This is a genomic window from Fontibacillus forbon (genome assembly GCF_046559655.1).
Lineage (GTDB): Bacteria > Bacillota > Bacilli > Paenibacillales > Paenibacillaceae > Fontibacillus.
Genome location: NZ_JBKGFV010000001.1, coordinates 106,395 through 120,541 on the forward strand (window position 1 = coordinate 106,395; position 14,147 = coordinate 120,541).

The 14,147-nt window shown below is 51.0% G+C and carries 13 protein-coding genes; 9 read left to right on the top strand and 4 right to left on the bottom strand.

Annotation, left to right across the window (positions count from 1 at the left end; translation table 11 throughout):
• Positions 1 to 2: 2 nt before the first annotated feature.
• From ACLB09_RS00415 to ACLB09_RS00425, 3 genes are all read left to right on the top strand, one after another.
• The gene (locus tag ACLB09_RS00415; RefSeq protein ID WP_410767772.1) at positions 3 to 1,085 is read left to right on the top strand and encodes a Gfo/Idh/MocA family protein; all 1,083 of its coding nucleotides are present in this window, start codon (positions 3 to 5) and stop codon (positions 1,083 to 1,085) included.
• A gap of 45 nt (positions 1,086 to 1,130) precedes the next feature.
• Positions 1,131 to 2,201, top strand: coding sequence for a Gfo/Idh/MocA family protein (locus tag ACLB09_RS00420; RefSeq protein ID WP_410767773.1), 1,071 nt, complete (start codon positions 1,131 to 1,133; stop codon positions 2,199 to 2,201).
• 179 nt (positions 2,202 to 2,380) lie between these two features.
• Positions 2,381 to 3,562 carry an MFS transporter gene (locus ACLB09_RS00425; protein WP_410767774.1) on the top strand — a complete coding sequence of 394 codons (1,182 nt, stop codon included), beginning with the start codon at positions 2,381 to 2,383 and terminating at the stop codon, positions 3,560 to 3,562.
• A gap of 136 nt (positions 3,563 to 3,698) precedes the next feature.
• Here the strand turns inward: ACLB09_RS00425 and ACLB09_RS00430 are convergent, their stop codons facing one another.
• Positions 3,699 to 4,322, bottom strand: coding sequence for an acetate uptake transporter (locus tag ACLB09_RS00430; RefSeq protein ID WP_410767775.1), 624 nt, complete (start codon positions 4,320 to 4,322; stop codon positions 3,699 to 3,701).
• 396 nt (positions 4,323 to 4,718) lie between these two features.
• On the opposite strand from ACLB09_RS00430, the gene ACLB09_RS00435 reads away from it, so the two are divergent.
• The 5 genes from ACLB09_RS00435 (at position 4,719) to ACLB09_RS00455 (ending at position 8,807) form a co-directional block, all read left to right on the top strand.
• Entirely contained in the window at positions 4,719 to 5,339 is a 621-nt protein-coding gene (locus ACLB09_RS00435) for a helix-turn-helix transcriptional regulator (protein WP_410767776.1), read from the top strand.
• 13 nt (positions 5,340 to 5,352) lie between these two features.
• On the top strand, positions 5,353 to 6,159 hold the full coding sequence (locus ACLB09_RS00440; RefSeq protein ID WP_410767777.1) for a pyruvate, water dikinase regulatory protein: 807 nt from the start codon (positions 5,353 to 5,355) through the stop codon (positions 6,157 to 6,159).
• A gap of 23 nt (positions 6,160 to 6,182) precedes the next feature.
• Complete coding sequence (gene glpX, locus ACLB09_RS00445; RefSeq protein ID WP_410767778.1) at positions 6,183 to 7,157, top strand: class II fructose-bisphosphatase; 975 nt, start codon at positions 6,183 to 6,185, stop codon at positions 7,155 to 7,157.
• 113 nt (positions 7,158 to 7,270) lie between these two features.
• Positions 7,271 to 7,801, top strand: coding sequence for an RNA polymerase sigma factor (locus tag ACLB09_RS00450; protein WP_410767779.1), 531 nt, complete (start codon positions 7,271 to 7,273; stop codon positions 7,799 to 7,801).
• Positions 7,770 to 8,807, top strand: coding sequence for a hypothetical protein (locus tag ACLB09_RS00455; protein ID WP_410767780.1), 1,038 nt, complete (start codon positions 7,770 to 7,772; stop codon positions 8,805 to 8,807). The genes ACLB09_RS00450 and ACLB09_RS00455 overlap by 32 nt, the downstream gene beginning before the upstream one ends.
• A gap of 96 nt (positions 8,808 to 8,903) precedes the next feature.
• Here the strand turns inward: ACLB09_RS00455 and ACLB09_RS00460 are convergent, their stop codons facing one another.
• From ACLB09_RS00460 to ACLB09_RS00470, 3 genes are all read right to left on the bottom strand, one after another.
• Positions 8,904 to 9,776 (bottom strand): sugar phosphate isomerase/epimerase family protein, encoded by an 873-nt coding sequence (locus ACLB09_RS00460; RefSeq protein ID WP_410767781.1) that lies wholly within the window; start codon positions 9,774 to 9,776, stop codon positions 8,904 to 8,906.
• A 5-nt stretch (positions 9,777 to 9,781) separates the two neighbouring features.
• On the bottom strand, positions 9,782 to 10,504 hold the full coding sequence (locus ACLB09_RS00465) for a rhamnogalacturonan acetylesterase (protein WP_410767782.1): 723 nt from the start codon (positions 10,502 to 10,504) through the stop codon (positions 9,782 to 9,784).
• A gap of 152 nt (positions 10,505 to 10,656) precedes the next feature.
• Positions 10,657 to 11,664, bottom strand: a complete 1,008-nt coding sequence (locus ACLB09_RS00470; RefSeq protein ID WP_410767783.1) for a LacI family DNA-binding transcriptional regulator — start codon at positions 11,662 to 11,664, stop codon at positions 10,657 to 10,659.
• Positions 11,665 to 11,848: 184 nt separating this feature from the next.
• On the opposite strand from ACLB09_RS00470, the gene ACLB09_RS00475 reads away from it, so the two are divergent.
• On the top strand, positions 11,849 to 14,101 hold the full coding sequence (locus tag ACLB09_RS00475; protein ID WP_410767784.1) for a helix-turn-helix transcriptional regulator: 2,253 nt from the start codon (positions 11,849 to 11,851) through the stop codon (positions 14,099 to 14,101).
• Positions 14,102 to 14,147: the final 46 nt, after the last annotated feature.

Below are 14,147 nucleotides of genomic sequence, written 5' to 3' on the forward strand. Positions count from 1 at the left end.
ACATGAGTAAAATCTATCGTATAGGAATTATCGGTTGCGGCGGCATCGCGAACGGCAAGCATTTGCCCAGCCTGAGCAAATTGGACAATGTGGAGTTGGTTGCTTTTTGCGACATTATCCCCGAACGGGCTGAAGAAGCCGAGGCCAAATACGGCGCCGAGGGAGCCAAGGTTTACAGCGACTACCGGGAGCTATTGCAGGACGGCTCGCTGGATATCGTGCATGTGCTTACGCCAAACGATGCCCATGCCGAAATCTCCATAGCCTCGCTTGAAGCGGGCAAACACGTGATGTGCGAAAAGCCGATGGCCAAGACGGCGGCGGATGCCCGGAGAATGGTTGAAGCGGCAAAGCGTACGGGAAAGAAACTGACGATCGGCTATAACAACCGGTTCCGTGAAGATAGCATGTACTTGAAGAAGGTGTGTCAGGAAGGGCAGCTGGGACGCATTTATTTTGCCAAAGCCCATGCGATCCGCAGAAGAGCCGTTCCGACATGGGGCGTATTTTTGGATGGAGATAAACAGGGCGGGGGACCGCTCATCGATATCGGTACGCATGCGCTCGACCTGACGCTTTGGATGATGGACAATTACAAACCGAAGGTAGTATTGGGAACGAAATACCATGAGCTCTCCCGGAGAGAAAATGCGGCAAACGCCTGGGGCCCATGGGATCCTGAAAAGTTTACGGTTGAGGATTCTGCGTTTGGTATGATTGTTATGGAAGATGGGGCAACCATTATGCTAGAATCCAGTTGGGCGATCAATTCGCTAGAGGTGGACGAAGCCAAATGCAGCCTTAGCGGCACGGAAGCCGGAGCGGACATGAAGAATGGGCTTCGCATCAATGGGGAAGAATTCAGCCGTTTGTATACCAAAGAAATTGAACTTGGTGCAGGCGGAGTAGCTTTTTATGACGGAAATGCCGAAAACGCAGCCGATGTGGAAATGAAACGATGGATTGAAGCCGTGGATCAAGATCTGGAGCCGGTGGTGACCCCGGAGCAGGCTTGCGTCGTTTCCGAAATATTGGAGGCCATCTATGAATCGGCACGTACCGGCAAGGCGGTATATATGAATTGATCCCTGCATTATAGCATTGGATATGCGAGAGGAGAAAGAACGACAATGGATCATCACGACAAACATTCCGTAGTCATCGTAGGCTACGGCGGCATGGGGAGCTACCATGCCAAACTGATCAAGGATAACGGCCGGCTTCAAGTGATCGGTACTTATGATATTGATCAAACCCGCGGAAAAGTTTCGGAGCAGGACGGCTATCCGGCATACGAAAGCTATGAAGCGGTTTTGAACGACGCCGCCGTGGAGATCGTCCTCATTGCGACGCCGAACGATGTGCACAAGGACCTGGCGCTAAGCGCATTTGCGGCTGGCAAGCATGTCATTTGCGAAAAGCCGGTCACGATGTCGGTGGAAGACTTCGAAGTGATGACGGCGGCGGCGGAGCAGGCGAACAAGGTGTTGATGGTGCACCAGAATCGCCGTTGGGACGAGGATTACCTGATCATCAAACAAATGTACGAGCAAAAAACGATCGGCGATCTGTTCCGGATCGAGTCGAGAGTCCACGGGGCGAACGGAATCCCCGGAGACTGGCGTCATCTTGAAGCGCATGGCGGCGGCATGCTGCTGGATTGGGGCGTCCATTTGCTCGACCAATTGATCTTTATGATCGACAGCAAAATTATGAGCGTAAGCAGCAACTTGAGCTTTATTTTGGGTGATGAGGTGGATGACGGGTTTGAGGCCCTGCTGCAATTCGAAAATGGGGTATCCGCTCTGGTCGAGGTAGGAACCACCAATTTCATTACGCTTCCTCGCTGGTATGTGAAGGGAACGGAAGGTACGGGCGTGATTGAAGACTGGTCGATGACGGGCCGGATCGTGACCCGGAATCCCGATGCGGAAATCGTGGAGCCGAAACCGATTCAGGCCGGGGTCGGTTTGACCAAAACGATGGCTCCTCCATCGGAAATGGCGACCCTCACGGGAGTATTGCCAGAACCTTTCGCTCAGCGCAGCAGCTTTTATGACAATTTTGCTGCGGTCATAGAAGGCACGGACGAGGCGATCGTCCGCAATGATGAAGTATTGCGTGTGCTGAACCTGATCGAAGCTATTTTCCGGTCCGGCCGGACCGGGAAAACCGTGAAGGACTTTGATCTCTATAAATAGAACTAAGGAGAAACTGCCCCTTTTGGGGCGGTTTCTTTTGTTTTGCTCCCGATGGTTATCAACGCAAAAAAACCGTCAACTCGAAGAAGAGAAACTACTATCCTATTGCTCTCATGTGATGATAGAATGTGATTGTACAGCTAACATATGCCTGCGACATGAAATGGAGAGATCGAATTTTGAGCAACAAGAAGAAAAGTAAATCACCGCAAGACAGACAAATGCGGGTTCTCCGTGGATTGAATTTTTGGCAGTATGCAATATTGGCTGTGCTTGCACCGTTTTTGCCCTTATACTTTGCCGACTTGGGATATTCTTCTTCCCAGGTCGGTTTTCTCATGATGATCGGCCCGTTCGTGGCCAGCCTCATCCAGCCGTTCTGGGGATATTTGAGCGATCGGCTGCGTGCGGTAAAGATCATGATATTTCTGCTGTGGAGTTTGGCTATCGCAAGCAGCATAGGCTTGTTTAATTCCGGCACGAGCTACGCGCTGACTTTATGTTTCGTGTTGTCTCTATACTTCTTCTTCCAGCCTTCCATGCCGCTGCTCGACAGCATTTCCGTCCAGTCGGCGGAGCGCAGAGGCGTTGCTTACGGTTCGCTTCGGTTATTCGGCTCCATGGGCTATACCGTGGTTTCTCTTTCAGGGGGACTGTTGCTGGCCGCTTTGGGAGGAATCGCCAAATTGCCTTATTTGCTTTGGGCTGCCTGGATTGTGCCGCTCTTGCTGTTGTTTTTTCTGCGCGATGAACCGGCCGAAGGGGAAGGCATGTCCCTGAAATCTATAAAAGAACTTTTTACGAACAAATCTTTCCTATGGTTTTTGTTCATGGTGTTCATCATTTCAGTACCCCACCGCATGAACGATGTCATGCTTGGCTTGTACATGAAGGAATTAGGAGCTTCCGATTCCATGGTGGGATGGGCCTGGGCGCTTGCGGCTGCCGTTGAGATTCCCGTATTTGCCTTGATCGGCAAGTATATCAATCGGATTCACGAATATGTGCTGATCGGGATTGTCGGTCTTGTGTACGCACTGCGCTGGCTGATGTACTATTTAACCGATGATCCATGGGTGCTGCTGGCACTGCAAGCGGGAGCGGCCGTTACATTTGCGGTATTCTGGATTGTTTCCATGCATTACGTCGCCCGGATCCTTCCGCCGCAGCTCTGCGCGACCGGATTCTCCCTGTTAAGCATGGTGTATCTCGGATTATCCGGCATGACGGGCGGTGTCATCGGAGGAAGACTGGCGGATCTGTATGGGGGAGAGAGCATGTATTTGTTTGCGGTTTTCGCTTCGCTTGCCGCGGGGATCTTGTTTCTTGCAACCGAGTTTTATTCCCGCCGGCGCGTCTAGAAGCGTTAAGAAGCGGAATGAAGAGATCAACAGTCAAAATTAAAGGAAGAAAAATCAAAGCCGCCTGTTGCGCGTATCGGAGCGCAGCAGGCGGCTTTGATTTTTGCATTTTGCTTGGTTGGAATACGGTGTGTGCTTAAGTCCGGTCCTTGAAAATGCCGAACGGACGGCCGACAGGCATGAATACCCGGCCAAAATGAACATTCAGCACCGCAGCGCCTGCGCCGTAGAGTGAAAGCAGGCCGATGCCCAATTCCGCGAATGCGGCAAGTTTATGGAATACTTCCGGTACGATGCCGAATGCATCCAGGCTAAGCCCGAGAAAAAGAACATCGATCAATACGAAAATGAAAAACAGGACCTTATGCGTCTCCATGGCACCGATGGTCATGAACAAGGTAAAGATGAGATATCCGGCGAAGGCAAAGCCAAGCTGCTTGCCGTCGATGCCGGACGCCAGCTCCGGACCGAGCGCCCCTAACTTGATCAGCCAGCTAAAGCCCATGGCGAACCAGAAAAAGGCGTACGCCCCGAAAGCGGTCATCCCGAAAGTGTTGTTATGTTTGGCATCCTGAATGCTGGCGTAAAGCTGGGCGAAAGCACCTAAAAATATTGCCCAGGGAATAGCGTAGCTCAGGCCTTCAGTCAGTCCCAGCTTTTGCGAGGATGCGACCAGGGTTACGATCGCCAGCCCGAACAGGCCGATTCCGCTAGGATCGGCCGTAATGATTTTTACTTGAGTTGAAGTTGCATTTTGCATGGTTCCTTAAGAGCCTCCACGAGATCGTTTGCTGTCTTGGCATTCCTCCGATACCGGAATGCATACTGAAGTATTGTAATGGATTTGGGCAGGTTCGTACAATGTTTTATATTACAAGTCGTTCGTGAAGCATGAAGCAAAGCAATGCAATTTTCTGTTTCGAATACTCTGCGGATCGTGCTCCCTGCGTGAAGACCTCCCTGAAGCAGGATCTGCTCGTAACTGAATGATTCACTCTAAATAAAATATAGTACGTATTATATATTGATTATTTTTTATATATGACGTACTATATATTCAGAAAATAAACCAAAAAAAGGAGGAACCCGACAGACGCTCCCATGGAGCGGGGATTAACAATACGGAGGGATTATTATCAAACTGACATCCCGTCAATTGGAAATTGTGGATATCGTAAAAAAACATGCGCCGATCACCGGCGAGCAAATCGCGGAAATGCTCAATTTGACGCGTCCGACGATTCGTTCGGATCTGTCCGTCCTGGTGATGCTCGATTATATCGACGCCAAGCCGAAGGTCGGTTATTTTCTGGGGAAACGGGCCCAGTCGGAAAACGGCAACAAACTTGCTTTGCTGGAAATGAAGGTCGGGGATGTTCACGGCGTGCCGGTGGTCGTTCGTGAAACGACGACGATCCAGGAAGCGGTGGTGAGCCTGTTTCTGGAAAATGTCGGGCATCTGATCGTGACGGATGAGAACGGCCTGCTTACGGGGATAGTCTCCCGCAAGGATTTGCTCAAAGTGACGCTCGGGAACGCTTCGGCTTCTACGATGCCCGTGAGCTTCATTATGACGCGAAAGGCCAATATGATCACGGTTTCGCCCGAAGACACGGTACTGGAGGCTGCGCGGAAAATCATCACTCATCAGATCGACAGTTTGCCTGTCGTCGTTCCGGCACCACATAAAGGCGAAGAGGCGGAATGGAAGGTCGTCGGCCGGATTTCCAAGACGAATATCATCAAAATGTTGCTCGAAATGTTAGCAGAGGAATAACGGGAGGAATGGGATGAACCGGGAGCAAGCACACTTCATAGCAATTTGCTCGGACTCGGTCGGCGAAACCGCGGAAGCGGTCGTCCGGGCGACGCTTCGTCAGTTTGAACTGCCGAACACAGAAATCAAGCGCGTGATGAATCTCCGTACGGAAGATGAGATCATCGAGGTGATGGATGAAGTTTACCGGCGGGGCGGATTTGTCGCTTATACGCTTGTCCAGCCGGAGCTCAGGGAAGCCATTCGAGAAGAGGCCGTAAGGCTCAATGTTCGGGCCGTCGATATTATGGGGCCGATGATGCAGGCTTTTATCGATACGTTTAACGATACACCAAAGCGCTTGCCGGGGCTGCTGCACCGGCTGGACGAGGATTATTTCCGCCGGGTGGAAGCGGTGGAATTCGCCGTCAACAACGATGACGGCAAGGATGTGGGCGCTATTTTGAAAGCCGATCTCGTTCTGCTCGGGATCTCGCGGGTATCCAAAACGCCGCTGTCGATTTTCCTGGCGCATAAAGGGTTGAAGGTGATGAATTATCCGGTCGTTCCCGAATTGGCTCCGCCGACGCAGCTCAGCGAAATCAGCCGGAACAAGCTCATCGGCTTGACGATCGATGCGGAGCAGCTGGTGAACATCCGGGCGGAACGGCTTAAATCGATGGGACTCCCCGATCAGGCGCACTATGCTTCTCTGGAACGGGTGACGCAGGAGCTGGAATATGCCCGGAACCTCTACGATTCCTTGGGCTGCCCGGTCATCGATGTTACGGGGAAGGCGATCGAGGAAACGGCCGTGTTGATCATGAAACAAACTAAATAAATATGAGTCTTGGAGGGAGAACGATGGAACGCCATATTGCTTTGGAATTAGCGCGCATTACAGAGGCGGCTGCGCTTGAGGCGGCTTGCTGGACGGGGAGAGGCGACAAGCACGGTGCAGACGAGGCCGCAACTACAACGATCCGGAAGCTGTTTCAAGCCGTGGACATGGATGGTACCGTCGTAATCGGCGAAGGGGAGATGGACGAAGCTCCAATGCTTTATATCGGGGAAAAAGTCGGCAACCGCCGCGGCCCGAAAATCGATATCGCCGTCGATCCGCTGGAGGGAACCGAGACGGTAGCTAACGGGCTCAACAACGCCATCTCCGTCATTGCCGCAGCTCCGGAAGGAAACCTGCTCCATGCTCCGGATATCTATATGGCGAAGCTGGCGGTCGGGCCGGCACTGGCCGGCCATCTTTCCCTGGACGATTCTATCGGGGTTACGCTCGCCAAAGCCTCGAAAATTCTGCGTAAGCCCTTATCCGAAATGACCGTATCGATTCTGGACCGCGTGCGGCATCGGGAGATGATTGCGGATTTGCGAGAAGCGGGGGTACGGATCAAACTCCTCGGCCACGGCGACATGATGGGAGCCATCGAGGCCGCAGCGGACGGTGAAGTGGACATGTACGTCGGTTCGGGCGGGGCGCCGGAAGGCGTGCTTGCCGCTGCGGCGCTCAAATGCCTGGGCGGGGAGATGCAGGGGCGTTTGCTTCCTGATTGTCCCGAGGATTTTGAACGATGCAGGCTGATGGGGATGGAGAATCCGCATAAACTGCTTTATATGGAGGATATGATTGGCCAGGGTAGCGTGACGTTCGTCGCGACCGGCGTTACGCCGGGCGATCTGCTCAGCGGTGTCCGTTATCTCCCGAACCGCAAAGCGGAAACGCATTCGGTCATAATGCATTCCTTAAACCCGACGGTCAGCTATTTGCGGACGATCCACCATTTGACCGGAGCGATGGACGAAATCACCGAGGCTGCCATGTAGTAGATTGAATTAGGCCGAACAGCGCCCCGTATTTATTGGTGCTGTTGGGCTTTTTTTATTTAAAGTAAGATATTTTTACAAGGTTAATCGTGTTATATACAGGAGGTGAACCGATGGACAATCCTGCTTTGGGGCCAAGAGATGACGAGTTTGCCGAAATCTATCAAAGGCATGTGGATACGGTATACAGACTGTGTTTCATCCTTTTGAAAAATACGGCGGATGCGGATGACGCCGTTCAATCCATATTTTTAAAGCTGATCAAGCACAACAAAACGTTTAATGACCGTGAGCATGAGAAAGCATGGCTGATCGTTGCCACCAAAAATCATTGTAAAGACGTGCTGAAAAGCTGGTGGAAGTCCCGCCGCATAGATATGGATGTTTTGCCGGAAAAGACGGCTTGGGAAAACGATGAGCAGCAGGGAGAGGTGCTGGCGAAACTTCTCTCGCTTCCCGAAAAATACAGAACGGTTCTATATCTATACTATTATGAGGAATATTCCGTAAGGGAAATATCGAAACTGCTGGATCGCAAGGAGAGCACGATACAAACGCAATTATCTAAGGGGCGCGAACGTCTGAGAGCCGATTTGCGAGGAGGGGAATGTTTTGAACGAGAACCGTCTAAAGGGACTGTTTGATTCGCTGACGCCGAAGGAGGAGCATAAAGATAAACTATTTCAGGCGTTGTCGGCAAAAAGCGGACAGGCGGAGAAGAGAAGGCCGATCCCCTGGAGACATGTAAGAACGGCTATGTTGGCATTGGCGATGATGATCGGATTCATCACGACTACGGCCTATGCGGCCGCGTATTTTGGACTCGATATGAAGTTTCTGAATTTTCTGAAGCCGTCCGATAGCGAGCAGGAACAGTATTTGCAAAATGGCGCTTTTGTAGTTAATGAACGGGTCGCAAACGAGAACGGAACGTTGGAAATCAAGCAAATCATCGGCGACAGCCATTTGATTTATATTTTGATGGACTTCACCGCACCGGAAGGAACCGTTCTCAATGCGGACCGTTATCGTTTTCATGGCCACTTAAAATGGGATTCAACAGGTTCATCCAGCGCCGGTTATGATTTTGCTTTATTGGACGACGGAAATCCGGAGGATAATAAGATCAGTTTGGTGATGAGTTATTTAGCGAGCAATCAAGCGGCGCCAGGCCGGGAGGCGACTCTGATAGTCGAGAACCTGGAAGGAGCGGAAGCTTTCCCCGGCGAATATGAGACCGTAATTTCAGGCTCTTGGGAAACCAGACTAAAACTGGATTATAAAAATATCTCAACACGGCACCGGGTGGATAAAAAGCTGACGCTCTACGGATATGAAGCGACATGGTCATCGATTTCGGTCTCCCCGATTTCCGTAACGTTAAAGGTGAGCAGCGCTTTTACCAAACAGATTTCGGAAGCGGCAAGCGAATCGTGGAAGGAAATCGGACTAAACGAGTATTCGGACCATTATCCGATGATCATCCATTACAAAGACGGGACGTCGGAGACCACGAGTATTTTTACGGGGATGGTCGAAGCGGATCATTTAAGAGAAACCATCACTATAGTAAAAACCTTTACCCCTCTTATTAATGACAAGCAAATCGAAACGATTGAGTTCTTTGGCACTTTAATTCCGATGAACTAAGAGCCGGCATCGGAATTTCACACCGGCGAGGATCATGATCATAGCAGCAGTCTAACTAGAAACGGTGCCCGTAGTGTGACTCACTACGGGCACCGGTCATACCTCTGCGTAAATCCGCTGCAAAAAGGCGATGCTTCCCTCCATATCAGCCTCGGGGGTGCTTTCCAGAATCCCGTGAATGTGCGGGCGTTTATATTTCATATACCGGAGAATAGGGTGGAAATGCAGGCGCCCTTGCCCCACAGGGACGATTTGAACTCGTCCCTGTTCCACTGTAAAATCCTTAAGATGAATGACGGCGATCCGGTCGCCCAGCAGTTCAATCGCCTCCGTGATGATCTGGTCCTGCCGCAAATAGTTGGCCGGGGACATCAGATTCGCGCAATCCAGGATGATCTGGAGATGGTTTGACGGCACTTCCTCAAGCAACCGACGCGTCAAGGGTGCCGTATGAAGCGGGTGATTCTGTCCGGCTTCGATCCCGATCGTGACACCGAAACGCTCGGCTTCGGCTACCATGATTCTGACGGAAGCCACAACCCGCCGAAAGGCTTCCTCCGTAAAATTGTCCGTCGTATAGCCTTCTCCGACACTGCCGGTTTCCGTGCCGACCAGACTGGCGCCGAAATCCCTGGCCAGGCGCAGATGGGTGGAGAAATCGTTCAGCGCCTTCTCCCGCTTTGCCGGATCGGAAGCGACGATATTGACGTAGCAGCCGAGAACCGCCAGATGGATGCCTGCCCGGTGGAAGGCATCGCCATAATAGGCAGCGGTTCCGGGACTTAAAGCGGAAGGACACGGAACGCTTTCGGGAAACGATTTTCTCGGGGCGAATTGGATATGGGAAAAGGGATAGCGAGTGATCTTCGCGATAAGGCTGTCCAGCGGCATTCGCCCGAAATCATGGGCGCGCACTCCCAGATTCAACGGAGGAGGCGAGGACATTGCCGGGTCCACAGTAACGTTCACGGCGGTCAAGCCCCCTTTCCAGGGAACGCGCCTTCCGCCGTTCCTTTAAGATGCCGTTTCAGTTCCGGCAGGGTAGGAGATTGCTGGATGGCTTGAGCCACCAGTCTGGCAATATGCCTTGCCCCGACATCCGAAAAATGCGTGTCGTCGCTGAGGCCGTCCGGATAATTCGGGTGAGCCTGCTCCGGCAGATGCATAAACAAATGCCGGGTGCCGTCGACGCCCAAAGCCCGATATAGCTGCTGCGACGCCGCAAAAATATCCAGCAGCGCCGTTCCGGTGTCGACCGCGACCTGCCGCATGACTTCGGGGTATTCTCCGACCGCCAGCGGGTCGGGATTTCCGCCATCCAGGAAACGCCGCCGGCTGACCGAGGTCAGCAGTACCGGCGTCCCGCCCTTGCGGCGAGCGCTTTCAATAAAGCGAGCGAGGTTCTCCCGGTATTCGGCATCCGGTGCCGCGTAGCGCAGAGGGTCCTCCAGTTTGCCGTCATTGTGGCCAAACTGGATGAAGAGATAATCTCCCGCTTGCAGGTCCTTCTCGATTGCGGCAAGCCGCCGTTCCGCCAGAAACGACTTGGTGCTCCGGCCGTTCACGGCCCGGTTGTCAACGGTAAGCGAGGATCCGAAATAATCCTGAAGATATTCGCCCCAGCCCGTCATCGGTTTTTCGGACGCCCCCTTGATCGCTGCCGTAGAATCCCCCGCAATAAACAACGTACATGTCATGATTATTCCTCCCGGATATCTCTTTTCTTGTTTTTGATCTATAATAGAGCCAAAGATTATATGCACACGTGAACAATTTAGGCTAAAAAAAGAGAATCGTCTCTTTTTTTTCTGAACAAGTCGATAATTCCAGAATATTCGTAGCTTGAAAATCATTCCCCGGCAGGGATCGTCACAACGGTCTTGCGGATCATGAATTCGGTTTTTACCAGGACCTGTTGAGGCGGGGTCTGCGGTTCCTGCATCAATTCAATCAGCTTTTGCGTGCCGAGTTCACTGATATCCGCAATCGGCCTGCGGACGGTCGTAAGGGCAGGATTCGTGTACCGGGCAAACACGATGTCGTCGAATCCGATCAGGGACAGATCATCCGGAATACTTATTCGGCTGGCGTAGCAAGCATTCATCGCCCCGATCGCCATGTCGTCATTGGCGCAAAACACAAGCGTAGGAGGGATCGGAAGGGCAAGCAAAGACGCCATCATCACGTACCCGCTCTCAATGCTGTAATCGCCGCTTACGAAATATTCGGAGCTCGAGGGAAGGCTGTGGGTCAACAAACTGTCCATAAAGCCTTGCTTGCGCTCGGTGGACGACTTGAACCCGGCTTTGCCTTCAATCATCGCAAGCTTCCGATGGCCTTGAGCAATGGCGTAGTCGATCGCTTCCCGTACCCCGGATTTGTCATCGGCGACGACGTTCATGATTCCGGGATCCTCCAGGTGACGGTTGAGGACGACGAGCGGAATGCCCGCTCTTTTTACATGATAAATAAATTCGTTATCCGCATCGCTCTGGCTCATGACCAGAATACCGTCAAAACGGTACGGCGAGATGCTGTCCAGATGCCGGATGCTGTCGATCCCGTGCACCGTCAAACTGTAGTTTTCGTCCAGCGCATGATGGATTCCCTTGATGACGTCGACAAGAAAACTCGCTGAAGTGCCTTGATCAATACTGGAAAAAAACAAGCCGATGGTATACGATTTTTTCATGACCAAACTTTTTGCGCTGAAATTGGGAATATAATTCAGTTCCGCGGCAATCTTCGCAATTTTATCCCGGGTTTCTTGCTTGATCAGCGAACTTCCGTTCAGGGCCCGGGAAACCGTGGTATGCGAAACGCCGGCGACTTTTGCAATATCTTTAATCGTGACCATAGAACCTCTTCTTCCCGGAGGGGATTTTCATCGGAATAAGAATAGTTTAACGGTTTCATTCTAATTTGTTTTTTCTTTAAAAGTCAAGGTAAATATATATTGCACACGTGAAAATTGTTATTGCCCCTTATGGATTGAAAGCGCTATAATTACCATGGATTCCACGTGAAAAGGAGCAACGCAAATGCATCGAGGGAGATTGTTCTATAAAATATTCATTCCTATTCTCGTGCTTGGGATTGGTCTTGTGGTCAGTTTTGCCAGTTATATTTATTTCAGCACGGTAAATTCGGTGAACGAGCGGATCGCCGGCGGCAAGCAAAACTTTATTTTACAGACCAAAAACAATTTGGAGCAGCAAATCCGGACCATCGAATACGCGTTTGATACGTACAGTACGACGACATCGTTCAGCGAAGTCGTAAAAAATCCGATCACGGAGCAGGATTTCATCGCGTATCGGAACGTGAACACTCAGCTTAACTATATAGCCACTATGGGGATGGAGCGGACGGAATACGCGTTGATCAGTCTGGAGCAGAAATGGAAGATTGCGAACGGCAAGTTAACGAAGCTGACCGAGGATGAAAGGGGGGAATTGATACAAACGTATATCGATAACAACGATCAAAGCCTGTTCTGGGTCAAAACGGAAACGGGCATCCGGCTCGTAAACACGCTACCCGTGTTCTCCAAAAACAAGCAAGCGATTGCCTTGTCGGATATTTCGCTGGATACGCTGGATCAGACGATTCAGACCGGCGACGATAGCGTCGTGTATATTTTGAATAAGCAGGGCGAACTGATGTATGGAAGCAGCCCCGCCGAATCCGGTCTCAGCGAGGAGCAATTGAAGCAAGTGCTATCCCGGATTTCGGAAGAAAGCGAACAGAGCGGGACGCTGTCCCTGAAAAAGGCGGACAATTTTAGCTCGCCGTTAAAAGTCATCTATGCCCAATCGGATTATAACAACTGGGTCTACCTGACCTTGCTGGATCAAAAGGAGATCGCCGGTGCCCTTAAAACGACCAAATTCGGGATCATCACGATGGGAACGGTTCTGACGTTCTTAATCGTTATCGTGGCCTATATTTTAGCCGTTTACTTTACCAGGCCGATCCGGCAAATCAAACGCAGCCTGTCCCTGGATGACAAGGAAGCCTCCAAAAATGAAATCGAGACGATTATTCATTCCATCGATACGATTTTGACGGAGAAAGAAAGCCTGGAGAACCTGATGGAAGCGGAAAAGCCGCAGCTTGAAACGCAGTTGATCATGAATTTGTTCCGTAACCGTGTTTCTGCGGAAGAATTGGCCTTAAAGCTGCCGCGATTGGGGTATCGGCTAACCGAAAATACATCTTATGTAACGATGCTGATTCAGTTGGATAATCTCGGTGAACGCGAAGCCTCGGACAAGGATGTTTTGCTGTTGGCGATCAACAAGCTGGCGGAAGAACAGATCCCGCCGGAACAGCGGCTGCTTCCCATTATTTTGAACGATAAAACCCAGGCTACCATTCTGAGGTTCACGGGCAGGTCCGAGCCGGAAATCCGCAAGCAACTGTTTGAACAAGCTACTTCCTTGATGATAAAAGCCAGGGAATATTTGAAAGTATCCATCAGCATCGGGATCAGTAAAACGGTGGAAAGTTTATTGGAGAGCAAAGAGGCTTGTGAAATGGGCAAACAGGCACTGCATCATCGCCTTAATCTGGGCAAGGAATCGATCATTTTTTATGAAGACATCTCCATGGTCGTTTCCGGTCCGGTCCTGCTTCATTATCCGGTCGAACTGGAGTCCCAGCTGTTTGACGCCATTCGTCTCGGTGATGAAGAGCAGGTCAGCCGCACCTTGTATCTGCTGCTTGCCGAAATGATGAAGAAAAATAAATATTCGATGAATTTCGAGGTAGCCCTTGTCCGGTTCGTGAACAATCTGATCCAGCTGGAACAGCTTCTCGGCATCGAGGTCCTGCTGACGCAGGACAATCACGCCCTGTATCATGTGCTGTTGGAGACGAGAAATCCCGAAGAAATAGAACGGATGCTCGTGGATGAAATTATTTCCCCGATGGTAAGAAATATGAAAGACAAAACGAACAAGCAGTTCCGCAGTTTGTCCGAAGAAATTGCCGTCATCGTCAGATCCGAGTACGATCAGGAAATAACGCTGGAGCAAATCGGAGACCGTTTGCATTATAATCCGAACTATTTAAGCAATATCTTCAAAAAAGAATTCGGAACGACCTTTAGCGATTACTTAATGAATTACAGACTGGAAATGGCGAAAAAGTGGCTGGTTGAGACGGACATGACCATTCGAGAGATTGCGGAGCGGCTCCAGTATCATAAACCGCAAAACTTTATCCGCTCATTCCGCAAAAAAGAGCATGTCACCCCGGGAGAATACCGTAAAGCAAGGCAAGCGATTTAAAAAGAGAAAAAAGAAGCCCTCCGTTCGGGAGGAGGGCTTCTTTTTT

Bases quoted from the DNA above. Each gene is read 5' to 3' on its own strand.
- ACLB09_RS00415 (WP_410767772.1), top strand. From the start codon at position 3: ATGAGTAAAATCTATCGTATAGGAATTATCGGTTGCGGCGGCATCGCG.
- glpX (WP_410767778.1), top strand. From the start codon at position 6,183: ATGGAACGCCATATTGCTTTGGAATTAGCGCGCATTACAGAGGCGGCT.
- ACLB09_RS00420 (WP_410767773.1), top strand. From the start codon at position 1,131: ATGGATCATCACGACAAACATTCCGTAGTCATCGTAGGCTACGGCGGC.
- ACLB09_RS00465 (WP_410767782.1), bottom strand. From the start codon at position 10,504: ATGACATGTACGTTGTTTATTGCGGGGGATTCTACGGCAGCGATCAAG.
- ACLB09_RS00430 (WP_410767775.1), bottom strand. From the start codon at position 4,322: ATGCAAAATGCAACTTCAACTCAAGTAAAAATCATTACGGCCGATCCT.
- ACLB09_RS00475 (WP_410767784.1), top strand. From the start codon at position 11,849: ATGCATCGAGGGAGATTGTTCTATAAAATATTCATTCCTATTCTCGTG.
- ACLB09_RS00470 (WP_410767783.1), bottom strand. From the start codon at position 11,664: ATGGTCACGATTAAAGATATTGCAAAAGTCGCCGGCGTTTCGCATACC.
- ACLB09_RS00450 (WP_410767779.1), top strand. From the start codon at position 7,271: ATGGACAATCCTGCTTTGGGGCCAAGAGATGACGAGTTTGCCGAAATC.
- ACLB09_RS00440 (WP_410767777.1), top strand. From the start codon at position 5,353: ATGAACCGGGAGCAAGCACACTTCATAGCAATTTGCTCGGACTCGGTC.